At 68.8% G+C, this 24,100-nt stretch carries 19 protein-coding genes; all 19 read left to right on the top strand.

Annotated elements, in window-relative coordinates; genetic code table 11:
• Positions 1 to 4 precede the first annotated feature (4 nt).
• The gene (locus HQQ78_RS11945; RefSeq protein ID WP_056043611.1) at positions 5 to 3,886 is read left to right on the top strand and encodes a DNA-directed RNA polymerase subunit beta'; all 3,882 of its coding nucleotides are present in this window, start codon (positions 5 to 7) and stop codon (positions 3,884 to 3,886) included.
• A gap of 194 nt (positions 3,887 to 4,080) precedes the next feature.
• Positions 4,081 to 5,283: an N-acetyltransferase gene (locus tag HQQ78_RS11940; protein WP_173153471.1), complete on the top strand. Its 1,203-nt coding sequence runs from the start codon at positions 4,081 to 4,083 to the stop codon at positions 5,281 to 5,283.
• 165 nt (positions 5,284 to 5,448) lie between these two features.
• Entirely contained in the window at positions 5,449 to 7,110 is a 1,662-nt protein-coding gene (locus HQQ78_RS11935) for a GspE/PulE family protein (RefSeq protein ID WP_056043605.1), read from the top strand.
• Between the two features lie 46 nt (positions 7,111 to 7,156).
• On the top strand, positions 7,157 to 9,193 hold the full coding sequence (locus tag HQQ78_RS16255) for a PilT/PilU family type 4a pilus ATPase (protein WP_305847242.1): 2,037 nt from the start codon (positions 7,157 to 7,159) through the stop codon (positions 9,191 to 9,193).
• Positions 9,193 to 10,425 (top strand): type II secretion system F family protein, encoded by a 1,233-nt coding sequence (locus HQQ78_RS11925; RefSeq protein WP_056043602.1) that lies wholly within the window; start codon positions 9,193 to 9,195, stop codon positions 10,423 to 10,425. Before HQQ78_RS16255 ends, HQQ78_RS11925 begins: the two co-directional genes overlap by 1 nt.
• Positions 10,426 to 10,720: 295 nt before the next feature.
• On the top strand, positions 10,721 to 11,176 hold the full coding sequence (locus HQQ78_RS16250) for a type II secretion system protein (RefSeq protein WP_173153468.1): 456 nt from the start codon (positions 10,721 to 10,723) through the stop codon (positions 11,174 to 11,176).
• 95 nt (positions 11,177 to 11,271) lie between these two features.
• Positions 11,272 to 12,687 carry a hypothetical protein gene (locus tag HQQ78_RS11915; RefSeq protein WP_173153465.1) on the top strand — a complete coding sequence of 472 codons (1,416 nt, stop codon included), beginning with the start codon at positions 11,272 to 11,274 and terminating at the stop codon, positions 12,685 to 12,687.
• The gene (locus tag HQQ78_RS11910; RefSeq protein WP_173153463.1) at positions 12,684 to 13,373 is read left to right on the top strand and encodes a type II secretion system protein J; all 690 of its coding nucleotides are present in this window, start codon (positions 12,684 to 12,686) and stop codon (positions 13,371 to 13,373) included. Before HQQ78_RS11915 ends, HQQ78_RS11910 begins: the two co-directional genes overlap by 4 nt.
• Positions 13,370 to 15,151, top strand: coding sequence for a hypothetical protein (locus HQQ78_RS11905; protein WP_173153461.1), 1,782 nt, complete (start codon positions 13,370 to 13,372; stop codon positions 15,149 to 15,151). The genes HQQ78_RS11910 and HQQ78_RS11905 overlap by 4 nt, the downstream gene beginning before the upstream one ends.
• Positions 15,148 to 15,987, top strand: coding sequence for an A24 family peptidase (locus HQQ78_RS11900; RefSeq protein ID WP_371740456.1), 840 nt, complete (start codon positions 15,148 to 15,150; stop codon positions 15,985 to 15,987). Before HQQ78_RS11905 ends, HQQ78_RS11900 begins: the two co-directional genes overlap by 4 nt.
• 28 nt (positions 15,988 to 16,015) lie before the next feature.
• The gene (gene pilM / locus HQQ78_RS11895; protein WP_056043589.1) at positions 16,016 to 17,065 is read left to right on the top strand and encodes a type IV pilus assembly protein PilM; all 1,050 of its coding nucleotides are present in this window, start codon (positions 16,016 to 16,018) and stop codon (positions 17,063 to 17,065) included.
• The gene (locus HQQ78_RS11890) at positions 17,062 to 17,724 is read left to right on the top strand and encodes a hypothetical protein (protein ID WP_173153459.1); all 663 of its coding nucleotides are present in this window, start codon (positions 17,062 to 17,064) and stop codon (positions 17,722 to 17,724) included. Before pilM ends, HQQ78_RS11890 begins: the two co-directional genes overlap by 4 nt.
• Positions 17,721 to 18,503: a hypothetical protein gene (locus HQQ78_RS11885; protein WP_173153457.1), complete on the top strand. Its 783-nt coding sequence runs from the start codon at positions 17,721 to 17,723 to the stop codon at positions 18,501 to 18,503. Before HQQ78_RS11890 ends, HQQ78_RS11885 begins: the two co-directional genes overlap by 4 nt.
• A gap of 41 nt (positions 18,504 to 18,544) precedes the next feature.
• Entirely contained in the window at positions 18,545 to 19,120 is a 576-nt protein-coding gene (locus tag HQQ78_RS11880) for a DUF6121 family protein (RefSeq protein ID WP_056043581.1), read from the top strand.
• 209 nt (positions 19,121 to 19,329) lie between these two features.
• Positions 19,330 to 19,704, top strand: a complete 375-nt coding sequence (gene rpsL, locus HQQ78_RS11875; protein WP_056043579.1) for a 30S ribosomal protein S12 — start codon at positions 19,330 to 19,332, stop codon at positions 19,702 to 19,704.
• Entirely contained in the window at positions 19,704 to 20,174 is a 471-nt protein-coding gene (rpsG, locus tag HQQ78_RS11870) for a 30S ribosomal protein S7 (protein WP_043593378.1), read from the top strand. Before rpsL ends, rpsG begins: the two co-directional genes overlap by 1 nt.
• A gap of 87 nt (positions 20,175 to 20,261) precedes the next feature.
• Positions 20,262 to 22,376, top strand: a complete 2,115-nt coding sequence (gene fusA / locus HQQ78_RS11865; RefSeq protein WP_056043577.1) for an elongation factor G — start codon at positions 20,262 to 20,264, stop codon at positions 22,374 to 22,376.
• Between the two features lie 129 nt (positions 22,377 to 22,505).
• Positions 22,506 to 23,696: an elongation factor Tu gene (gene tuf / locus HQQ78_RS11860; protein ID WP_043593375.1), complete on the top strand. Its 1,191-nt coding sequence runs from the start codon at positions 22,506 to 22,508 to the stop codon at positions 23,694 to 23,696.
• A gap of 125 nt (positions 23,697 to 23,821) precedes the next feature.
• Positions 23,822 to 24,034: an Rv0909 family putative TA system antitoxin gene (locus HQQ78_RS11855; RefSeq protein WP_173153455.1), complete on the top strand. Its 213-nt coding sequence runs from the start codon at positions 23,822 to 23,824 to the stop codon at positions 24,032 to 24,034.
• The last annotated feature ends 66 nt before the right edge of the window (positions 24,035 to 24,100 follow it).

The following is a 24,100-nucleotide window of genomic DNA, read 5'->3' as shown; positions in this document are numbered from 1 at the left end:
AATTTTGATCGAAGCAACAACTTTCGATGAGCTGCGGATCGGCCTCGCCACTGCCGAGAACATCCGCGCCTGGTCGCACGGTGAGGTCAAGAAGCCGGAGACCATCAACTACCGCACGCTGAAGCCCGAGAAGGACGGCCTCTTCGGAGAGCAGATCTTCGGGCCGTCGCGTGACTGGGAGTGCGCGTGCGGCAAGTACAAGCGCGTCCGCTTCAAGGGCATCGTCTGCGAGCGCTGCGGCGTCGAGGTCACGAAGTCGTCCGTGCGTCGTGAGCGCATGGGCCACATCGAGCTCGCCGCTCCCGTCACGCACATCTGGTACTTCAAGGGCGTCCCCTCGCGCTTGGGCTACCTGCTCGACATGGCCCCGAAGGACCTCGAGAAGGTCATCTACTTCGCGGCCTACATGGTCATCTCGATCGACGAAGAGGGCCGTCACGCCGACATGCCCGGGCTCGAGAACGAGCTCCGCCTCGAGATCAAGCAGCTCGAGTCGCAGCGCGACACGCGCATCGCCGACCGCCTCCAGAAGCTCGAGGACGACCTGGCCGTCCTCGAGGAAGAAGGCGCGAAGAGCGACCAGAAGCGTCGTGCGAAGGACGGCGCCGAGAAAGAGATGTCGCAGACGCGCAAGTCGTTCGACGAGGACATCAACCGCCTCGAGCGCGTCTGGGAGGACTTCCGCAACCTCAAGGTCGGCGACCTCAAGCCCGAGGACGCCGTCTTCCACGAACTGCAGGACCGCTTCGGCATCTACTTCGAGGCCCACATGGGCGCCGAGGCGATCAAGAAGCGCCTCGAGGGCTTCGACCTCACCACCGAGGCCGAGAACCTCCACCTGCAGATCTCCGAGGGCAAGGGTCAGAAGAAGATCCGCGCCATCAAGCGCCTGCGCGTCGTGAGCTCGTTCCTGGCCACCGGCAACTCGCCGGCCGCCATGGTCCTCGACGTCGTCCCGGTCATCCCGCCCGAGCTGCGCCCGATGGTGCAGCTGGACGGTGGCCGTTTCGCGACCAGCGACCTGAACGACCTCTACCGTCGCGTGATCAACCGCAACAACCGCCTCCGTCGCCTGCTCGACCTCGGTGCTCCCGAGATCATCGTGAACAACGAGAAGCGCATGCTGCAAGAGGCCGTCGACGCCCTGTTCGACAACGGTCGTCGCGGTCGTCCCGTCACGGGTACCGGCAACCGCGCCCTGAAGTCCCTGAGCGACATGCTCAAGGGAAAGCAGGGTCGCTTCCGCCAGAACCTGCTCGGCAAGCGCGTCGACTACTCGGGTCGTTCGGTCATCATCGTCGGCCCGACGCTGAAGCTGCACCAGTGCGGTCTGCCCAAGCAGATGGCCCTCGAACTGTTCAAGCCGTTCGTCATCAAGCGCCTGATCGACCTGAGCCACGCTCAGAACATCAAGTCGGCCAAGCGCATGGTCGAGCGTTCGCGCCCGCAGGTCTGGGACGTCCTCGAAGAGATCATCCGCGAGCGCCCCGTGCTGCTGAACCGTGCGCCCACGCTGCACCGTCTCGGCATCCAGGCGTTCGAGCCCCAGCTGGTCGAGGGCAAGGCCATCCAGCTTCACCCGCTCGTCTGCGCGGCGTTCAACGCCGACTTCGACGGTGACCAGATGGCCGTGCACCTGCCGCTGTCCGTCGAGGCCCAGGCCGAGGCGCGCATCCTGATGCTCGCGTCGAACAACATCCTGAAGCCGTCCGACGGCCGTCCGGTGACCCTGCCCGCACAGGACATGATCATCGGTCTGCACTACCTCACGACGGTCACCGAGGGTGCCGAGGGTGAAGGCCGTGCCTTCTCGTCGGTCGCCGAGGCGATCCTCGCGAAGGACCAGGGCACGCTCGACCTCAACGCGATGGTCAAGATCCGCATGAACGGCGTGCACTTCGCCGAGGGCGAGGCTCCCGAGGGCTACGAGGTCGGGCAGGACATCCTGCTCGAGACGACCCTCGGTCGCGCGCTCTTCAACGAGAACCTGCCGGCGGACTACCCGTTCGTCCAGCAGGTGACCGACAAGGGCATGCTCTCGACGATCGTCAACGACCTCGCCGAGCGCTACCCGAAGGTCGCTGTCGCGGCGGCACTCGACAACATCAAGGACGCGGGCTTCTACTGGGCCTCGCGTTCGGGTGTCACCGTCGCGCTGTCCGACGTGCTCACGCCTCCGCGCAAGCCCGAGATCGTCGCGGGTTACGAGAAGCAGGCCGCCGCCGTGCAGTCCGAGTTCGACAAGGGCTTGATCTCGGACGCCGAGCGTCGCGCCGACCTGATCAAGATCTGGACGGAGGCCACGAACGAGGTCGCCGCCGAGATGCGTGCGAACTTCCCGATCGACAACACCATCAACCGCATGGTGACGTCGGGTGCTCGTGGTAACTGGCTGCAGGTGCGCAACATCGCCGGCATGCGAGGCCTGGTGAACAACCCGAAGGGTGACATCATCCCGCGCCCGATCATCTCCTCGTACCGCGAGGGTCTGTCGGTGGCCGAGTACTTCATCGCGACGCACGGTGCCCGCAAGGGTCTGGCCGACACGGCCCTCCGTACGGCCGACTCGGGGTACCTGACCCGTCGTCTCGTCGACGTGTCGCAGGACGTCATCATCCGTGAGGACGACTGCGGAACCTCGCGCGGCCTCGAGATGCCGATCGCCGCACCCGACGCCAACGGCGTCATGGTGCGCGACGCGACCGTCGAGAACACCGTGTTCGCACGGTCGCTCGCGGCTGCCGCGGTGGACGCCAAGGGCACGGTGCTGGCCGAGGCCGGCGCCGACGTCGGAGACGTGCTGATCGACGAGCTCGTGGCGGCCGGTGTCGAGACCATCAAGGTCCGCTCCGTTCTCACCTGTGAGGCCGCCGTCGGTGTCTGCGCCCAGTGCTACGGCCGTTCGCTGGCCACCGGCAACCTGGTCGACATCGGTGAGGCCGTCGGCATCATCGCGGCCCAGTCGATCGGTGAGCCCGGCACGCAGCTGACCATGCGTACCTTCCACACCGGTGGTTCGGCCTCGGCCGACGACATCACGCAGGGTCTGCCCCGCGTGACCGAGCTGTTCGAGGCACGTACCCCCAAGGGTGCGTCCCCGATCGCCGACTCGGCCGGTCGCATCACGATCGAGGACACCGACAAGGCTCGCCGCGTCATCCTGCAGCCCGACAACGGCGACGAAGAAGTGATCTACCCCGTGCTCAAGCGTTCGACCCTCCTCGTCGAGGACGGTCAGCACGTCGAGCTCGGTGAGCAGATCATCGCCGGTGCGGTGGACCCGAAAGAGGTCCTGCGCGTCAAGGGCGTCCGTGCGGTGCAGCAGCACCTCGTGGGTGGCGTCCAGGACGTCTACCGCTCGCAGGGCGTGCCGATCCACGACAAGCACATCGAGGTCATCGTCCGTCAGATGCTCCGCAAGGTCACCGTCGTCGACCACGCCGACACCGACCTGCTGCCCGGTGAGCTCGTCGACCGGTCGAAGTACAACGAGATCAACCGTGCGGCACTGACCGAGGGCAAGCGGACCGCGTCCGCTCGTCAAGAGGTCATGGGCATCACGAAGGCCTCGCTGGCGACCGAGTCGTGGCTGTCCGCCGCGTCCTTCCAGGAGACGACCCGCGTCCTGACGCAGGCCGCCATGGAAGGCAAGAGCGACCCGCTGGTCGGTCTGAAGGAGAACGTCATCATCGGAAAGCTCATCCCCGCGGGCACCGGCCTGTCGCGTTACCGCGACGTGTCGGTCGAGGCGACGGAAGAAGCGAAGGCGGAGCGGTACCCCAACCGCGTCTTCACCGACGACGCGTCGTTCAACGAAGCCGACCTGAGCTTCGTGGACTTCGACTCCTTCTCGTCGGACGACTTCACCCCCGGCACCTACAACTGAGAACCCCGTCAGGAGGCGCGGTGAGGGTCTGACCCCCACCGCGCCTCCTGAGGGCCTCACCTCGAAGGGCCCCGGCTCGCACTCCGTGCGGACCGGGGCCCTTCGTCGTCCCTCCTGATCGGAACGGCGACGCGAGCGGGTGTTCCCCCGTCGGGCTGAGGCGACGGCGGGAGCCGACCCGGCAGGATGGAGGGATGCCTGACGACCAGCCCGACGAGACCGCCACTCTGACCACCGGCGTCGCCGCCACGGCTGCCGCCGCCACGGCCGCCACCGCCGTCGGGGCACCGGCCACGCCGCCCCCGGTCGTCGTCGGCCGAGGCGAGGCCGCCGAGGGGGTCGGCATCGGCACGGCCGACCGCCCCGTCCGCGAGCGGGTGACGGCACCCGACGTCGTGGCGTCACCGGAGCCCGTCGCCGGTGTCACCTGGCGACCGCTCACCCTCGACGACCTCGTGCCCCTGCACGCGCTCTGTGCCCGCATGGGGTCGGTCGACCACCCCGACCGCGGCCATGCGCTCGAGGTCGTGCGTGACGACCTCACGTCGCCCGGCATCGACCTCGTGCGGGACAGCATCGTCGGGGTGGACGCCGACGGCCGCTTCGTCGCCTGGGGCCTCAGCCACCTCGGCCCGACGCGGGTCAGCCTCGTGCGGGTGGGGCTCCCCGGCGGCGTCGACCCCGGCCGACGCGGCGAGGGTCTCGGTCGCCGCCTCCTGGACTGGCAACGGGTCCGGGGCGAGCAGCACCTGGCCACCTGTGACGAGGTGCTGCCGGCCGGTCTCGTGACCGACGTCGAGGAGGACGCCCTCGCCACGCGGGCGGCGTTCCGTCGGGCGGGGTTCGACGAGTCGCGGTGGTGGACCGAGCTGCGGCGCGACCTGACGGAACCGATCGAGCGCGTCGCGCTCGACCCGGCCGTCCGCCTGGTCACGATGACCGACGAGTGGGTCGAGGCGACGCGCCAGGCCCGCAACGACGCCTTCCGTGACCACTGGGGCAGCCAGCCGACGAGCGAGGAGCGATGGGGGCGGATGGTCGGTGCCGGCACGTTCCGGCAGGACCTCTCGCTGCTGGCGGTCGCCCGTCCCCTCGACGACCCCGAGGCCGCCGAGCAGGTCGTCGCGTTCGTGCTGAGCGACGTCGACCCCGAGGACTGGGCGGCCCTGGGGCGGCGGTGCGCCTACGTGGAGTACGTCGGCGTCCGGCGCTCCTGGCGGGGACGGCACCTCGCGCAGTCCCTGCTCGCGTCGACGCTGGAGGCGCACGTCGCCGAGGGGCTCGAGGTCACCGTGCTCGACGTCGACTCCGTGAGCCCGACGGGCGCCCTGGGGCTCTACGACCGGGCCGGGTTCGTCGCCGCGAGGCGCTCCGCCACGGTGGTCCGCGCCTACTGAGTCCGACCGGGGGGCGACCGGCGCACCCCTTCGAGGGGCACCCGCTCTGGGACGTGCCGCCGACGGCGTCGCCGCCGTAGCGTGAGGCAAGCTCGGACCCGACCCCGAGCGTCGAACGGCCTCGTCGTCCTACCCCCGAGGCCCTGTACTTCCGAGGAGGTACGCGTGGCTTCCATGACCGAGATCCTGATCTTGCACGGGCTGTTGCCGATCGAGCAGCTCGACGTGATCCCGCGCGGCCCTGCCGAGGAGGAGGCGTCCATCCGCGACCTCCTCTCGCGAGGCGTCGTGACCGAGATGCAGGTGGCGAGGGCCCGGGCCACCGCCGCCGACCTCGACTTCGTCGAGCTGATCGACTACCCGGTCGACCGCTCGGCCGTGACGATGGTGCCCGCGGCCGTGTGCCGACGGCACAAGGTCCTGCCGATCGGCGTGCGCGACGGTGCGTTGATCCTCGCCATGGAGGACCCGGGCGACGTCTTCGCGATCGACGACGTCCGTGCCGGCCTGCGCATGGGCGTCGACCCCGTCGTCGCCGAGAAGAACGACCTGCGCGCCGCCATCGACCGGTACCTGCGTGCCGACGACGAGCTGAACGACCTGACGTCGACCCTCGAAGAGGAGAGGGCGCACGAGACGGCGGCCGACATCACGGACGGCCCCGACGACGACGTGCCGATCGTCCGGTTCGTCAACCTGCTCGTCAGCCAGGCGATCACCGACCACGCCTCCGACATCCACATCGAGCCGTCCGAGACCGACGTGCGCATCCGGTACCGCATCGACGGCGTGCTGCACGAGATGCAGCCGGCGCCCAAGGCGATCCAGAACGGCGTGATCTCGCGCCTCAAGATCATGAGCGAGATCGACATCGCCGAGCGCCGCAAGCCGCAGGACGGCCGCATGTCGGTCCGCCACGGCGGCCGGCAGATCGACCTGCGGGTGGCGACCCTGCCGACCGTCTGGGGCGAGAAGGTCGTGATGCGCATCCTCGACAACTCGAACACCTCGATGAGCCTGCGCGACCTCAACCTGCTCGAGCGCAACTTCGACGTCTACGCCGAGTCGTACTCGAAGCCCTACGGCATGATCCTCGTCACCGGCCCCACGGGTTCCGGCAAGTCGACGACGCTGTACACGACGCTGAACGCCGTCGCCCGTCCCGAGATCAACGTCATCACGGTCGAGGACCCGGTCGAGTACCGGATGAAGGGCATCAACCAGGTGCAGGTCAACCCCAAGGCGGGCCTGACCTTCGCGAGTGCGCTCCGCAGCATCCTGCGGTCCGACCCCGACGTCGTCCTGCTCGGCGAGATCCGCGACCACGAGACGGCGCAGATCGCGATCGAGGCGTCGCTGACCGGCCACCTCGTGTTGAGCACGTTGCACACGAACGACGCCCCGAGCGCGATCACCCGACTCACCGAGATGGGCATCGAGCCCTTCCTCGTCGGGTCGGCCATCGACTGCGTCGTCGCCCAGCGCCTCGCGCGCCGGCTCTGTGACCGGTGCAAGACGCCCACGGCCTACTCCCCGTTGCAGCTGGCGCACCTGAAGTTCCGGGTGGAGCCCGACGAGAACCCCACGGTGTACCAGCCGGTGGGCTGCCAGCAGTGCTCGAACACGGGCTACCGCGGGCGCATCGCGCTGCACGAGGTGATGAGCGTCTCCGAGGACATCGAGCGGCTCGCGGTGAGCCGTGCGTCCAGCGCCGAGATCGGCCGGGTCGCCCGCGAGCAGGGCATGTTGAGCCTGCGTCAGGACGGTTGGGAGAAGGCCAAGCTCGGCCTCACCAGCGTCGAAGAGATCCTGCGGGTCGTCGCGTGACGCCCGCCTCCGGCCGAGCCCGGACCGACCACGAGGAGCCCCTCTCATGAGCGCTTCGATCTACGACATCCCCGACGACGCAGCCGCCGAGGATGCCGCCCTCGCGGGGTGGACGCCGGGCCGTCCGGGCAACGAGGTCCGGTCCGCCACCGCGACCGCGACCGGCTCCGCGACCGCGACCGGCTCCGCGACCGCGTCGTCGACGGCTTCGGCCGACGCGTCGCCGTTCCCGTCCGCTCCCGTGTCGCCCGGTGGTGCCGCGACGGGCCCCGTCTACAGCCTCGACGGAGGCCAGGACCCGGTCATGGGCTGGACGCCCACGCGTGCCCCCTCGAGCCGTCGCGCCGCGCGGCTGGCCGAGGCGCTGGTCGACAAGGCCGCGCTCGCCGACCAGGAGGCCCTGCTCGTCCCCGACACCGGCCCCTCGCCCGTCCTGCCCCGATCGGCCGTGGCCCCGTCGTCGGTCTCCGCGCCCTCCTCCGTGGTCCCGTCGCCCGCGGCAGCCGCCCCGGCACCGCTCAGCCCGCCCCCCGCCGGCCACGTGCTCCCGTCGACGCCGCGACCCGGCTGGGTCGACCCGCGCTTCGAGGAGCCGATCCGCGCCTCCCGGGCTCAGGCGTCCCCCCTGCAGGAGGCGCGGGCCGGCTCCGCGACGGACCTCGCCGCCCCCGCCCCCACCCTCGCGAACCCGGCCGCGGTCGGCACCCCGGCCGGCACGACGGCCACGTCGGCGTCGCTCGCGTCGTCCTCGCCGTTCGCCGCCGAGGGCGTCGTCCTGCCGAGCCCTGCCGGCGCCTCGGGCGGCCCGACCGCGACGGCCCCCTGGGACGCGCCGGCTCCGCAGCACGTCGCCGCCGACGCGCCGACCGCCGTCCTCGCGACGGCCGAGGACGCGGCCGACTTCCACGGCATCGAGCTGCACCGCCACCCGCGCGACCACGCGCACGCCGGGCTCGTCTCGGCGCTGATCCAGGTCGTGCTGCAGAACGCCTCCGACCTCCACGTCACCACCGACGCCATGCCCACGATCCGCGTCGACGGCGACCTCCGACCCGCCCTCTCCGGCGGCACCGTCTGGGACGCGGCCATCGTCCGCACCGCGCTGGAGAGCCTGCTCACGCCCGAGCAGCAGCAGCGCTTCGACGAGGAGCTCGAGCTCGACTTCGCCTACTCGCTCTCGGACGAGTCGCGTTTCCGCGTGAACTTCTACCAGCAGCGCGGCTCGTTGGGGGCGGCCTTCCGGTTGATCCCCACCGAGATCAAGCAGCTCGGCGACCTGGGCGTGCCCGAGTCGGTGTCGACCTTCGCCAAGCTCCCGCGCGGTCTCGTGCTCGTCACGGGCCCCACGGGTTCGGGCAAGTCGACGACCCTCGCGGCGCTGATCGACCTCGTCAACCGCACGAGGGCCGACCACATCGTGACGGTCGAGGACCCGATCGAGTTCATGCACCAGCACAAGAAGTCGCTCGTGAACCAGCGAGAGGTCGGGCACGACACCCACAGCTTCGCGGCGGCGCTCAAGCACGTGCTGCGGCAGGACCCCGACGTCATCCTCATCGGCGAGCTCCGCGACCTCGAGACCATCTCGGTCGCGCTGACCGCCGCCGAGACCGGCCACCTCGTCTTCGCGACGCTGCACACGCAGAGCGCGGCGCAGACCATCGACCGCGTCATCGACGTGTTCCCGCCGTACCAGCAGGACCAGGTGCGCACCCAGCTCGCCTCGACGCTGCAGGGCGTCGTCTGCCAGACGCTGCTGCCCAAGGCCAGCGGCCGCGGCCGGGTCGTGGCGACCGAGATCATGATGATGACCCCGGCGATCGGCAACCTCGTGCGGGAGGGCAAGACGTACCAGATCGCCTCGTCGATGCAGGCGGGCCGGGACCTCGGCATGCACACGATGGACCAGAAGCTCGCCGACCTGGTGAACACCGGCGTCGTGACGCACAAGGCCGCGATGGAGAAGGTGCACGACCGTGAAGGGTTCGACCGCCTCGTGACGCGAGTGATCAACAAGTCCGAGAGCCAGGGGCTCGACAGCGGCATCGACTTCGGCGACTCGTTCTCGGGCGGGGCCGCCTGATGGCCGGGGCAGTCGCCTACGCCTACAAGGGGCGTGACGGGGCCGGCAAGGTCGTCAAGGGCAAGGTCGACGCGTCGAGCGAGGGAGCGGTCATCACCCGCCTCCGCACGATGGGCGTGCAGCCGATCTCGATCAGCGAGGCGGGTGCCGGCACCGGCCTGCAGCGCGAGGTGTCGATCCCCGGGCTCGGCGACCGTGCGGTCAAGATGAAGGACATCGCGGTCATGTCGCGCCAGATGGCGACCATGATCGGTTCGGGGCTGTCGCTGCTGCGCACCCTGACGATCCTCGCCGACCAGGTCGACAACAAGCGGCTGGCCAAGATCATGGCCGAGGTGCGCGACGACGTCGAGACCGGCGTCTCGTTCTCGGACGCGGTCGGCAAGCACGACAAGGACTTCCCGCCGCTGATGATCAACATGATCAAGGCGGGTGAGACCGGCGGGTTCCTCGACAAGGCGCTCGAGTCGACGGCCGAGAACTTCGAGAAGGAGGTGGCGCTGCGGTCGACGATCAAGTCCGCCATGACCTACCCCGTCGTCGTGCTCGTGATGTCGCTCGTCGCGGTCGTCATCATGCTGCTGTTCATCGTCCCGATCTTCCAGGACATGTTCACCAACCTCGGCGGTCAGCTGCCGTTGCCGACGATGATGCTCGTCTACGCCTCGCGGGCGATGCCGTACGTCGTGCCGGCCGGCATCGTCGTGGGGATCGCGTTCTCGATCTGGTGGCGGACGAACAAGAACTCGGTCAAGGTGCGGGCGTTCCTCGACCCGCTGAAGCTGAAGCTGCCCGTCTTCGGTGCACTGTTCCGGAAGATCGCGATCGCGCGGTTCAGCCGCAACTTCTCGAACATGATCGGCGCCGGCGTGCCCATCCTCACCGCCCTGCGCATCGTGGGCGAGGTGTCGGGCAACTACGTGCTCGAGGAGGCGCTGGTCAAGGTCGCCGAGTCGGTGCGGCAGGGCGAGTCCATCGCCGGCCCGCTGACCGAGTCGGGCGTCTTCCCGTCGATGGTCACGCAGATGATCTCGGTCGGCGAGGACTCGGGTTCGCTGCAGACGATGCTCGAGAAGGTCGCGGACTTCTACGACCAAGAGGTCAAGTCGACGACCGAGTCGCTGACGGCCCTGATCGAGCCCCTCCTGATCGCCTTCCTCGGCGTCGTCGTCGGCGGCATGATCGTGGCGCTGTACCTGCCCATCTTCCAGATCACCTCGCTGATCAAGTAACGCACCAGGCACCCCCGCAGGAGGCGCGGGCCGGCTCACGAGGCCGGCTCGCGCCTCCTTCTCGTCCCGGACGTCCGGCGACCGTGCGGTCTACCCCGCAAACGGGTGTTGACCAGCGATTTCCGGCCTTTCGGGGGATACCCGAACTGGGGCCGTGTCGCAGGCCAAAACCCCCCTTCCAAGGGATTCTGGGGCACTTTCCCAGGTGGCACCATCGATCTCGGCGGGAGCTCAGTGACCGCCTCACCCCCTCACCGGGCATCACTCCCGCACCCGATCGAACAGGACCAGCGACATGTACTTCACCCTCATGGGCAAGCTCAGCGCCCGCCGCCAGAACCTCACCGAAGACAAGGACAAGGGCTTCACCCTGATCGAGCTCCTCGTCGTCGTCATCATCATCGGCATCCTCGCCGCGATCGCCATCCCGGTGTACCTCGGCGTGCAGAACAACGCCAAGGACTCGGCCGTGAAGAGCGACGTCACGAACGCCAAAACCGCCGTCATCTCCATCGCCACCTCGGGGGCGCTTCCTGGTACCGCCACCCTCGACTCGGCCGATTACCTCGCCGCCGGTTCGAGCAAGAGCGCCGACACGACGACCCTCGCGTACACGGTCGACAGCGCGACGAAGCCCACGAAGTTCTGCATCCAGGGCACGAGCTCGACCGGAAAGAACTTCGGCGCGACGGACACCTCGGGTGTCGCCGAAGGCACCTGCGCTGCCGGCGTCTTCACCAAGAAGTCCTAGTCCCTCCTCAAAGCGGCCACGGACGGCATCTCCGTCCTTGGCCGCTTTGAAGCATCCACTGCAACGCCCTCGACCCGACCGGGAGGTGAACCATCATGTTCCAGCGCCTCAGCGCCCGTCTCCGCCCCCTCGACCCCGAGGCCCGCGACGCCGGCCTGTCGATCGTCGAGGTGGTGGTCGCCCTCCTGGTCTTCGCGATCATCACGGTCGGCTCGATCGTCGCCGTCGGCACCACGCTGACGATGTCGAGCGACAACCGCAGCCGTGAGGTCGCCACCAACCTCGCCGCCCAGGCCGTCGACGTCGCCCGTGCCATGACCGACGTGATCGCGGTGGCCTCGGGCACGACGACGACCGTCGTCAACGGCACCACGTTCACCGTGGCCCAGACCGCTGCCTGGATCACCACCACCGGCGTGGACGCGACCTGCACCCCGGCCGCGTCGTCGGGCAACGGTTCGCTGTTCTACAAGCGCCTCCAGGTCGCGGTGACCTGGTCGGGCATGCGGAAGGCGACCGCTCCCGTGCGCAGCGACACGATCCTGGCCCCCAACAGCCGCCTCAACGACCAGGACACCGGCACGATCGTCATCGGCGTCAAGGACACCAAGGGCGGCCCGGTCCCGGGCGTCGTGGTCACGGTCGAGCCCGACACCGGATCGAACGCCCCCGGCAAGGCGCTGACCTCGGGCTCCAAGCCCGGGGCGACCAACGCCGACGGCTGCGCGGTCGCCATCAAGGTGCTGGAGGGCTCCTACAAGGTGACCGTCTCGCGTGCCGACGCCGCGCCGTACCGCGACTCCCGGCAGCAGCCCGCACCGGTCAAGACGGGCACCGTCGTCGTCAAGGGCGACACGGCCGGCGTCTCGTTCACCTACGACCTCGGCGACGACTTCGAACTCGGCTACGCCTCGAACTACACCGGTGGCACCGTGCTCCTGCCGAACGACCTCAAGACCACCGTCCTCGGCGGGCCCGACCCGTACGTGCTCAACGGCCCGGTGAGCGACGCGTACCTCTTCCCCCTGACGACCGGCTACCAGTTGATCGCCGGCACCTACCTGCCCGCCGGCACGTCCGGCGGGAGCTGCCTCTCGCCCGACCCGGCTGCGTGGCCGGCAAACGCCGCCGGCAAGACGGCCACACGCCAGCCCTTCGTCGCCGCGTCGGACAAGACCGCGGCCTATCCGCTGCCGATGGGCGTGACGACCGTGAAGCTCGCCTCGAGCGGCGACACCCTCGTCCAGGCCCGATCGACCACCGCGCTGAACGGCGACCCCGGCTGCGCCGCCTCCCAGACCTACACCTTCACGGTCAAGAACAAGACGTCGGCCAACGAGGTGACGATCGCGCTGCCCTACGGCACCTGGGCGATCAGCTCGGGCACGTCGACCTCGAACCTCCGGTCGCTGACCATCAGCGGGTTGATCGGCAGCATCATCGGCGCCGTCTTCGGCGGCAGCGGTGGCACGGCGAACGTCGTCACACTCGACCCGAGGCCTGCCAAGTGACCGCGCTGCGGCGACTGATCGCCCGGGCCCGCCGTGACGACGGCATCAGCCTGGCCGAACTCCTGGTGGCCATCATGGTCTTCGGCATCGTCCTGACCGTCGTCTCGACGACGTTCGTCTCGCTGACGAAGGCCACGGCCCAGGCCCGGTTCATCGACGCCAACACCCGCGTCGCCTCGAACGGCCTGAACGACCTCAGCCGGACCATCCGGGCCGCCCGGACGATCGCCCAGCCCGGGGGCACCGAGGCGTCGGCGTTCACGCTCGCGACGACCGAGAGCCTCACCCTCACGACGGCCGTGAACACCGCCGACTCCCTGACCACGGTGCCGCGTCGCGTGACCTACCGCCTCGAGGCCGACCGCACCCTCAGTTCGTCGACCGTCGTGGCCACGCCCCTCCAGACCGACTTCTGGCAGTTCACCTCGCCGGCGACCAAGCGCGCCCTCGGGGGCACCGTCGTCACGGCCGCGAGCAGCGGTTCGCCGCTGTTCACCTACCTCGACTTCACGGGCAAGACGCTGACCCCCGACGCCTCGGGTGCGCTCACGGCGTCGCAGCTGCCCTCCATCGCCGCGGTGACCATCTCGCTGACCATCGACCGGACCAGCTCCATGTCGAGCCAGGCGGTCACCCTGCAGAACACCGTCTCGCTGTCCAACCTCGCCGGAGGGGCGACCACATGACCTCCTTGCGCACCCGTCTCGGGCTGGCTGGCCCGTCCGCCGAGAGCGGCATGGCCATGGCCATCACCCTCATCTTCGGCATGGTGCTCGTCATCATGGCCGCCACCGCCCTGACCGTGGCCACGAGCGGGCTCAAGAAGGCAGACGGCGACCAGGACTTCAACGGTGCCCTCGCCGCGGCCTACGCCGGCGTCGAGGAGTACCAGTCCCGCCTCGCCAACGACAACAGCTACCAGCAGTACGGCGACTCCGACGCCCCGTTCAGCAAGGCGACCGCCAGCAAGCTGACCCTGCCGTCCGGCACTCAGGCCAACAAGGCGTTCGGGTCCGGCCCCTCGGGCTCGTGGGCCTCGGTGCCGGGCAGCGCCGACCTCGCGCAGTTCCGCTACGAGGTCGACAACTCGAAGTACGTCGGGTCGGGTGCCCTGCGAATCCGCTCGACGGGCAAGGTCGGTTCGGCCACGCGGTCGGTCATCGCCGACCTGCGCCAGAAGGGCTTCATCGACTACCTGTACTTCACCGACATCGAGTCCCAGGACCCCACGCTCACCCGCAGCACCAACGCGGACTGCACGAAGCACGCCTGGGAGGGACGCACCCAGGGGGACGACTGCGGCGAGATCGCGTTCAGCGGTGGCGACACCATCTACGGTCCGGCGCACTCCAACGACACGATGCGCGTCTGCTCGGCGACCTTCAAGGAGGTCGTCACCACGGCCGATCCGACCGCCGGCCGCACGTACGCCAAGGTCGACTCGAACAACAGCGCGTGCTCGGGGCAGACCTTCGACAAGGGCGTCCCCGGCCAGGTGGCGACCGTGCAGATGCCCGACACCAACAACGACAAGGTGCGCGAGACCCGCACCGACATCTCCACAGAGGTGCCGCGCCCCGGCTGCCTCTACACCGGGCCGACCGACATCGTCTTCACCGCGGACGGCAAGATGACCGTCAAGTCGCCGTACTCGAAGATGACGCGGCTCGCCAACGCCGAGGCCACCGAGGGCAGCGCGCCGGCCGAGTGCGGCCTGCCGGGCACCGGGAAGGGCCAGCTCGGCTCGGCCGAGGGCGCGACCATCACCGTGCCCGTGAACAACCTGGTCTACGTCCAGGACATCCCCGTGCCCGCGTCGGGCATGGGCAAGTCCAACGTCAACGCGTGGGCCTCCACGGGCGACCTCACCCAGACCTCGTGCTCCAACAACCATGTCGGCTACCCCCTGGTCGGCGAGTCCGTGCCGACGGCGACCACGGCCGGTGGTCCGGGCTCCGGGGCCTGCGCCTACGGCGCCCGCAGCGGAGACGCCTTCGTCAAGGGCACCTTCCAGGGGCAGCTGACCATCGCGGCCAAGAACTACCTCTACGTCACGGGCGACCTCACCTACGCGTCCACGAACGCGAGCACGAACATCCTCGGCCTGGCCTCCGACGGCGTGACCTGGGTGCACAATCCGGTCAACGCGTTCGGCGGTTCGATGCTCGGCGACCGTGACCGTGAGATCGACGCGGCGATCATCTCGGTCCAGCACTCGTTCCTCGTGCAGAACTACGGGCGCGGTGGCGACCGGGGCACGCTGACCATCAAGGGGTCGATCTCGCAGGCGTACCGCGGCGTCGTCCGGAGCGGCTCCAACGGGTACATCAAGGCCTACGCCTACGACGCGCGCCTGCGCTACCTCGCGCCGCCGAAGTTCCTCAGCCCGGTGACGACCTCGTACGGCGTCACCACGCAGACCGAGGTCAAGGCCGCCTTCACGTCGACCGGGGCCGCCTCGTGATCGCGGCCCCCTGGATCACCGCCGTCCTCGTGGCGGGTGGCTTCGGTCTGCTCATCGGGTCGTTCCTCAACGTCGTCGTGTACCGCGTGCCCGCGGGCATCTCGATCGCGCGACCCGCGAGCGCCTGCCCGGGCTGCAGCACGCCCATCCGTCGACGCGACAACGTCCCCGTGGTCAGCTGGCTCGCCCTCGGCGGCAAGTGCCGTGACTGCCGCACGTCCATCTCGGCCCGGTACCCGATCGTCGAGCTGGCCACCGGCCTGTTCTTCGTGCTCGTCGCCGCCCGCCTGTGGCCGCTCGTCGGCGTGCCGACCGAGGCGCTGCCGCTCGTGGCGCGCCTCCTGTCCCTCGTCGCCTTCCTCTGGCTGGCCGGCGTGAGCGTCGCGCTCGCCGTCATCGACCTCGAACACCATCGTCTGCCGGACGCGATCGTCCTGCCGTCCTACGCGGTCGGGGGCGTCCTCCTCGCGGCGTCGAGCATCCTCGTGGGGGACTGGCCGGCGCTCGTCCGCGCCGCCATCGGCCTGGCCTCCCTCTTCGCCTTCTACCTGATCGCCGCCCTGTCGTACCCGGGTGGCATGGGCTTCGGCGACGTCAAGCTCGCCGGCGTGCTCGGCCTGTACCTCGCCTGGCTCGGCTGGGGCGAGTTCGCCGTGGGCGCCTTCGCGGCGTTCCTGCTCGGCGGCCTGTTCGCCGTCGTCCTCCTGGTCACCCGACGCGTCGAACGCACCGGTGGCATCCCCTTCGGCCCCTGGATGCTCGCGGGCGCCTGGGTCGGCGTCTTCGCCGGCGGCACCGTCGCCACGGCGTACCTCACCCTCCTCGGCCTGGCATGACCGGGCGAGCTGACAGAGAGCAGAACTGATGGGCAAGAACATCGTGGGCATCGACATCGGCAGCCGCTTCGTGCGGGCGGTCGAGGTCGCCGACGTCGACAAGGCCAAGCCGACCATCGTCCGGTTCAGCGAGGTGTCCCTGCCCGACGGTGCGGCGAGCCGCGGAGAGGTGATCGAGTCGCAGACCATGGCCGGCACGCTCAAGCAGCTGTGGTCGGCCGGGGGCTTCAAGAGCAAGCGCGTCGTGCTGGGCATGGGCAACCAGCGGGTGCTCGCGCGCGACATGACCGTGCCCAAGGCGTCTCACAAGCGCATCCGCGAGATGCTGCCGTTCCAGGTGCAGGACATGCTGCCCGTCCCGGTCGCCGACGCCCTGCTCGACTTCTACCCGTACGCCGAGGGGCTCGGCGAGAACGGTCCCGTCGTCCACGGGCTGCTGATCGCGGCGGTCAAGGACGCCGTCCTCGGCAACGTCCAGGCGAGCAAGCTCGCCGGCCTGACCACGCTGGGGGTCGACCTGATCCCGTTCTCGAACACGCGCCTCCTCGTCACCCGCCCGCGCATCGCGGGCACGGTCGCGCTCGTCGAGATCGGTCACAGCACGACCTCCGTGATCATGATCGCCGACGGGGTCCCGCAGTTCGTCCGCATCATCCCCTCGGGGGGCGACGACGTCACGCAGGCCGTCGCGTCGAAGCTCGAGGTCTCGACCCAGGTCGCCGAGGGCATCAAGTTCGGCCGTGGCCTCGCCACGACCGTCACGACGCCCGACGAGCAGGCCGCGTCGTCCGCCATCTTCGAGTCCGTCAACGAGTTGCTCGGCAGCCTGCGCAACACGATCCAGTACTACGTCAACACCCGCCCGACCGAGACCGTCGCGGGCATCATGATCGCCGGCGGGGGAGCGGCCCTGCCGGGCCTGCCCGAGGCGCTCAGCGAGGTCACCCGCCTGCCGGTGGCCCTCGCCGACCCGTTCGCGACGGTGGGCTTCGCGAAGAACCTCGACGAGGCCGCCCTGCGGTCGCGGTCGACCGACCTGACCGTGGCCCTCGGCCTGGCCCTGGGGAGCGCAGCATGAGAACCCGCGGAAAAGACACCGGCATCACCGTGGGAGGCGCGCCCCGCGTCGACCTGCTGCCTCCCGAGGTCCGCGCGGAGCGTCGCGCCGCCGCCCTGACCCGTCGGGTCTGGGCCGGCGTCGTCGTGGTCGCCGTCGTGGTCGGGATCGGATCGGGTGCGGCGTTCCTCCAACGCATGCAGGCCGAGGACGGGTTGATGACCGCCCAGGGCGAGACCCAGTCGCTGCTCATGTCGCAGACGAAGTTCGCGGACCTCAAGACCACGCAGGGGCAGCTCGACCTGGTCGAGGCCGCCCAGAAGGTCGGCGGTTCGACCGACATCGACTGGCCGACCTACCTCGAGAAGGTCCAGGGCACCCTGCCCGTCGGCGTGACCATCGTCAGCGTCTCGCTCGACCAGGCCTCGCCGCTCGTCCAGTACACGCAGCCCACGGCGCCGTTGCAGGGTTCGCGGGTGGCGACCCTCACGTTCCAGGCGTCGAGCCCGACCCTGCCGTCCGTGCCCGACTGGCTGAACGGTCTCGCGACCCTCCCCGGCTTCGCCGACGCCCAGCCGGGCTCGGTGACCCTCGAGGAAGGCGTCTACAAGGCGGACATCACGATGCACATCACGGCGGACGCCTTCTCGGGCCGCTTCGACCAGAAGGCTGGCGAGTGACCATGGACCGCAACCGGATGATGCTGATCGCCGCCGCCCTGACCGGCGTCGTGGTGCTGGCCCTCGGATTCCTCGTGGGCGTGCAGCCGCAACTCGTCGCCGCTTCGTCCGCCGAGTCGCAACAGCAGAGCGTCGAGGCGCAGAACGAGACCCTGCGCGAGAGCCTCGCGACCCTCGAGGCCGACAACGCCAAGCTCCCCGACCTGAAGTCCGAGCTGGCGACGCTCGACACGTCCGTGCCGTCCCAGGCCGCCCTGTCGTCGTTCCTGACCGAACTCGACCAGCTGGCCGGGGCCTCGGGCACGACCGTGACGGGGTTCACCTCGTCCGACGCGACGGCCTACGAGCCGACGACCACGGACGTCGCCGCCCCCGCCGCGACCGACGCGGCGGCATCCGACGCGGCCGGGACCGCCCCGGCCGCCACCGCCCCGGCCGCGCCCACAGCACCCGAGCTCGTCACCGACCCGCTCGTCACCGCGACGAACTTCTCGTCGATCCCGATCACGGTCAGCATCCAGGGCAGCTACGCCCAGGCCCGCGACTTCCTGTCGAAGCTGCAGGGCGGGTCGCGGCTCTTCCTCGTGACGACGTTCGCCAGCACCGGCAGCTCCGAGGCCGGCGACGCGACCGGCGTCCCCGACCAGTGGACCGTCGGCGGCCTCGTCTACGTCCTCCAGGACGCCGCCGCCACCCAGGCCGACCAGGCCGCCGAGACCCCCGCCACCACGGCCGAGGGCGCCGACGACGCGAGCTCGGACACGGCCGCGGGCGAGTAACCGCGCGCCCGCGCACCCCCGCGGGCGCGTAGCCTCGAAGGATGTCCCGAGCCGTCTACGCCGTCATGGGCACCGTCCTCTTCGGTGCGCTCGTCATCATGGTGGCGGGGTTCGAGGCGCTGCTCCTCGACCGCGACCCCATCGACGAACCCGACGCCGGCACCCTGCTCGGCCCGTTGATGGTCGCCGCCGCCGTGCTCGTCGTGCTGCTGTCGCTGCTGCGGTCGGCGGCGCTCTCCGACGCCCGCGACGACAGGGCTCCGGAGGTGCGGGGCACGTTCCCCGCCCAGCCCGTCGTGTTCGCCCGCCCGGCCGGCGCGGGTGGGTCCCGCTCCGTCACCGGTGACGAGGTGGCCGGCCCTCGCGGGCCCGCACCGCACCTCCTCGTCGCCGCGCTCCTCACGGCCGCGCTCGTCTACGTGTCGATGCTCGCCGTCGGGGGAGTCGTCTACGGCCTCGTGCGAGAAGAGCTCGTCTGGGTGCTGCTCTTCGCCGCCCGGTACGCCGTGTCGCCGTTCGTGATCGGTTCGGCGGTCTGCGCCGGGCTCGTGGTCGGGGGCACGCTGGCGGTGTCGCGCATCGACCCGGGGCGTTCCGACCCTCGACCATTTGATTAAGGCCCTACCTCAAGATAAGCTCTTTCGGGTGTGCGCCTGACCGCGCGCCCGAATAAAAGCCCCCTCGACCTCGCGGCCGAGACGGGCAGACCGTCTCGATCACCGAGACGAGGATGCCGGCTGATCAGCCGGACAGAGCAGAGCGATGCGAGAGCAGCGCGACTCGGCGTGTTCGCAAGGGCAGCGTCGAGATCCGATGAGGAGAACCAGTGCCAACTATTCAGCAGCTGGTCCGCAAGGGACGCACGCCGAAGGTCGTCAAGACCAAGGCCCCCGCCCTGAAGGCCAACCCCCAGCAGCGTGGCGTGTGCACCCGTGTGTACACCACCACCCCCAAGAAGCCGAACTCGGCGCTCCGCAAGGTCGCCCGCGTCAAGCTCTCCAACGGCACCGAGGTCACCGCCTACATCCCCGGCGAGGGCCACAACCTGCAAGAGCACTCGATGGTGCTCGTCCGCGGCGGTCGTGTGAAAGACCTCCCCGGCGTGCGCTACAAGATCGTCCGTGGCGCGCTCGACACCCAGGCCGTCAAGAACCGCAAGCAGGCCCGCAGCCGCTACGGAGCGAAAGCAGAGAAGAAGTAATGCCTCGTAAAGGACCCGCTCCCAAGCGCCCTGTCGTCGCCGACCCGGTCTACGGTGCGCCGATCGTCAGCCAGCTCGTCAACAAGATCCTCCTCGACGGCAAGAAGGGCCTCGCCGAACGCATCGTCTACGGTGCTCTCGCCGGCGTCACCGCCAAGAACGACCAAGATGCAGTGGCCACGCTGAAGAAGGCGCTCGACAACGTGCGCCCCACGCTCGAGGTCCGCTCGCGTCGCGTCGGCGGTTCGACCTACCAGGTCCCCGTCGAGGTCAAGCCCCACCGCGCCAACACCCTGGCCCTCCGCTGGCTCACCAGCTACGCCAAGGCCCGTCGCGAGAAGACGATGACCGAGCGTCTCATGAACGAGATCCTCGACGCGTCGAACGGTCTGGGCGCCGCTGTCAAGCGTCGCGAAGACACTCACAAGATGGCCGAGTCGAACAAGGCCTTCGCGCACTACCGCTGGTAACCGGCACGAGGAGGCGCGGTGTGCGCACGACGCGCACCGCACCTCCTCGTCCCCCCAACTTCCCCACCTACCCCTTCGGAGGAACCTGTGGCACAGGACGTGCTCACCGACCTGAACAAGGTCCGCAACATCGGCATCATGGCGCACATCGATGCTGGCAAGACGACGACCACCGAGCGCATCCTGTACTACACGGGCATCACCCACAAGATCGGTGAGGTGCACGACGGTGCGGCCACCATGGACTGGATGGCGCAAGAGCAAGAGCGTGGCATCACGATCACCTCGGCGGCGACGACCTGCTTCTGGAACAAGAACCAGATCAACATCATCGACACCCCGGGACACGTCGACTTTACGGTCGAGGTCGAGCGTTCGCTCCGCGTGCTCGACGGTGCCGTCGCCGTCTTCGACGGAAAAGAGGGCGTCGAGCCCCAGTCCGAGACCGTGTGGCGTCAGGCCGACAAGTACGACGTGCCGCGCATCTGCTTCGTCAACAAGATGGACAAGCTCGGTGCCGACTTCTACTTCACGGTCGACACGATCATCAACCGCCTCGGCGCCAAGCCGCTGGTGATGCAGCTCCCGATCGGTGCCGAGAGCTCCTTCGAGGGCGTCGTCGACCTGGTCGAGATGCGTGCCCTCACGTGGCGTGGTGACGCCAAGGGTGACGTCGAGCTGGGTGCGAAGTACGAGATCGAAGAGATCCCCGAAGACCTCAAGGAGAAGGCGGCGGAGTACCGCGCCAAACTCCTCGAGACCGTTGCCGAGTCCGACGACGTGCTGCTCGAGAAGTACTTCGGTGGCGAAGAGCTCACGATCGCCGAGATCAAGGGCGCCGTCCGCAAGATGACGGTCAACTCCGAGCTCTACCCGATCTTCTGTGGTTCGGCCTTCAAGAACCGCGGCGTGCAGCCCATGCTCGACGCGGTCATCGACTACCTGCCCTCGCCGCTCGACGTGCCTCCCATGGAGGGTCACGACGTCCGCGACGCCGAGAAGATCATCATCCGCAAGCCCGAGTCGACCGAGCCCTTCTCGGCTCTCGCCTTCAAGGTCGCGGTGCACCCCTTCTTCGGTCGTCTCACCTACGTCCGCGTCTACTCGGGCTCCATCGAGTCCGGCGCCCAGGTCATCAACTCGACCAAGGACAAGAAAGAGCGCATCGGCAAGATCTTCCAGATGCACTCGAACAAGGAGAACCCCGTCGACAGCGTGACCGCCGGTCACATCTACGCCGTCATCGGGCTCAAGTTCACCACCACGGGTGACACCCTCTGCGACCCGTCCGAGCAGATCGTCCTCGAGTCGATGACGTTCCCCGAGCCCGTCATCGAGGTCGCGATCGAGCCGAAGACCAAGGCCGACCAAGAGAAGCTGTCGCTGGCCATCCAGAAGCTCGCCGAAGAAGACCCGACGTTCCGCGTCGAGCTCAACGCCGAGACGGGCCAGACGGTCATCAAGGGCATGGGCGAGCTCCACCTCGACATCCTGGTCGACCGCATGAAGCGCGAGTTCAACGTCGAGGCCAACGTGGGCAAGCCCCAGGTCGCGTACCGCGAGACCCTCAAGAAGGGCATCGAGCGCTACGACTACACCCACAAGAAGCAGACCGGTGGTTCGGGTCAGTTCGCCAAGGTGCAGATCGCTCTGGAGCCCTTCGAGGTCACGGCCGAGTCGACCTACGAGTTCGTCAACAAGGTCACCGGTGGCCGCATCCCCCGCGAGTACATCCCCTCGGTCGATGCCGGCATCCAGGACGCCATGCAGGTCGGCGTGCTCGCCGGCTACCCGACGGTGGGCGTCCGCGCGCTGCTGCTCGACGGTGCGGCGCACGACGTCGACTCGTCCGAGATGGCGTTCAAGATCGCTGGGTCGATCGCCTACAAAGAGGCGGCTCGCAAGGCCCAGCCCGTTCTCCTCGAGCCGCTCATGGCGGTCGAGGTCCGTACGCCCGAGGAATACATGGGCGACGTCATCGGCGACCTCAGCTCGCGACGCGGGCAGATCTCGTCGATGGAAGACGCCAGTGGTGTGAAGGTCGTTCGGGCCAGCGTGCCGCTGTCGGAGATGTTCGGTTACGTCGGAGACCTGCGGTCGAAGACCTCGGGCCGGGCCGTCTACTCGATGACGTTCGAGTCGTACCAAGAGGTGCCCTCGGCCGTCGCCGAAGAGATCATCCAGAAGAACAAGGGCGAATAGTCCTGAACCGCGTGGTCGTCCGACGACCGCGTAACATGTACACACACCAATCCGCAGGGCGACCGGTAGGCCGGGTCATCGACCCGGCCCCCGGGCCGCACTGCAACCGAGTCCTGAGGAGGACCCACAGTGGCTAAGGCCAAGTTCGAGCGGACCAAGCCGCACGTCAACATCGGAACCATCGGTCACGTCGACCACGGCAAGACCACGCTCACCGCGGCGATCACCAAGGTCCTGCACGACAAGTACCCCACCCTCAACACGGCGTCGGCGTTCGACCAGATCGACAACTCGCCTGAAGAGAAGCAGCGCGGCATCACGATCAACATCTCGCACGTCGAGTACCAGACCGAGAAGCGCCACTACGCTCACGTCGACGCTCCCGGCCACGCCGACTACGTCAAGAACATGATCACCGGTGCGGCTCAGATGGACGGCGCGATCCTCGTCGTCGCCGCCACCGACGGTCCCATGCCCCAGACGCGTGAGCACGTCCTGCTCGCCCGCCAGGTCGGCGTGCCCTACATCGTCGTCGCGCTGAACAAGGCCGACATGGTCGATGACGAAGAGATCATGGAGCTCGTCGAGCTCGAGGTCCGCGAGCTCCTCTCGAGCCAGGAGTTCGACGGCGACAACGCCCCGATCGTCCAGGTCTCCGCTCTCAAGGCCCTCGAGGGTGACGAGAAGTGGGCCGAGACGGTCGCCGAGCTGATGAACGCCGTCGACGAGAACGTGCCCGAGCCCGTTCGCGCCACCGACCAGCCCTTCCTCATGCCCATCGAGGACGTCTTCACGATCACCGGTCGTGGCACCGTCGTCACCGGTCGTGTCGAGCGCGGTCAGCTCAACGTCAACGAAGAGGTCGAGATCGTCGGCATCCGCCCGACCGTCAAGACCACCGTCACCGGCATCGAGATGTTCCGCAAGCTGCTCGACTCGGCTCAGGCCGGCGACAACACCGGTCTCCTCCTCCGCGGCACCAAGCGTGAGGACGTCGAGCGCGGCCAGGTCGTCGTCAAGCCCGGTTCGGTCACGCCGCACACCGAGTTCGAGGCGAACGTCTACATCCTGTCGAAGGACGAGGGTGGGCGTCACAACCCGTTCTACGCGAACTACCGTCCGCAGTTCTACTTCCGCACCACCGACGTCACGGGTGTCATCACGCTGCCCGAGGGCACCGAGATGGTCATGCCCGGCGACACGACCGAGATCAGCGTCCAGCTGATCCAGCCGATCGCCATGGAAGCCGGTCTGCGCTTCGCCATCCGTGAGGGTGGTCGCACGGTCGGTGCCGGTACGGTCACCAAGATCAACAAGTAAGTCCTGTTCACGCAGAACTGCTGATCTGACGAGAGAGGTCAGGCCCTTCGGGGCCTGGCCTCTTTCGCGTCAGCAGGGCACGATGGGGGAGACGTCGGACGGACCGGCGCCGACGGGAGGACGTCATGGCAGGTTTCGACGACATCACCAAGAAGGCCCAGGCCTTCCTCAAGGACGGAAAGGTCCAGGAGGCGCTCAAGAGCGAGAAGGCCGAGGGCGTCAGCGACAACATCCTCAACGCGGTCGCCTCCGCGGCCGACAAGGCCACCGGCGGCAAGCACGCCGACAAGATCCAGCAGGCCAAGGAGCAGGCCGACAAGAAGCTGGGCAACCAGTAAGGCGCGAGCGATGCCCCCGCCGTCGAGCGGGGGCTTCGCTGTACCCCGCCCAGGCCCCTCGACGAC

Source organism: Frigoribacterium sp. VKM Ac-2859 (assembly GCF_013204925.1).
Classification (GTDB): Bacteria; Actinomycetota; Actinomycetes; order Actinomycetales; family Microbacteriaceae; genus Frigoribacterium.
Note: the sequence above shows the minus strand (reverse complement) of the source record. Positions and strands in the feature narration are given on the sequence as shown.

Coding starts and splice junctions, on each gene's coding strand:
- HQQ78_RS11940 (WP_173153471.1), top strand. CDS start 4,081: ATGCCTGACGACCAGCCCGACGAGACCGCCACTCTGACCACCGGCGTC.
- HQQ78_RS16255 (WP_305847242.1), top strand. CDS start 7,157: ATGAGCGCTTCGATCTACGACATCCCCGACGACGCAGCCGCCGAGGAT.
- HQQ78_RS11925 (WP_056043602.1), top strand. CDS start 9,193: ATGGCCGGGGCAGTCGCCTACGCCTACAAGGGGCGTGACGGGGCCGGC.
- HQQ78_RS16250 (WP_173153468.1), top strand. CDS start 10,721: ATGTACTTCACCCTCATGGGCAAGCTCAGCGCCCGCCGCCAGAACCTC.
- HQQ78_RS11915 (WP_173153465.1), top strand. CDS start 11,272: ATGTTCCAGCGCCTCAGCGCCCGTCTCCGCCCCCTCGACCCCGAGGCC.
- HQQ78_RS11905 (WP_173153461.1), top strand. CDS start 13,370: ATGACCTCCTTGCGCACCCGTCTCGGGCTGGCTGGCCCGTCCGCCGAG.
- pilM (WP_056043589.1), top strand. CDS start 16,016: ATGGGCAAGAACATCGTGGGCATCGACATCGGCAGCCGCTTCGTGCGG.
- HQQ78_RS11890 (WP_173153459.1), top strand. CDS start 17,062: ATGAGAACCCGCGGAAAAGACACCGGCATCACCGTGGGAGGCGCGCCC.
- HQQ78_RS11880 (WP_056043581.1), top strand. CDS start 18,545: ATGTCCCGAGCCGTCTACGCCGTCATGGGCACCGTCCTCTTCGGTGCG.
- rpsG (WP_043593378.1), top strand. CDS start 19,704: ATGCCTCGTAAAGGACCCGCTCCCAAGCGCCCTGTCGTCGCCGACCCG.
- HQQ78_RS11855 (WP_173153455.1), top strand. CDS start 23,822: ATGGCAGGTTTCGACGACATCACCAAGAAGGCCCAGGCCTTCCTCAAG.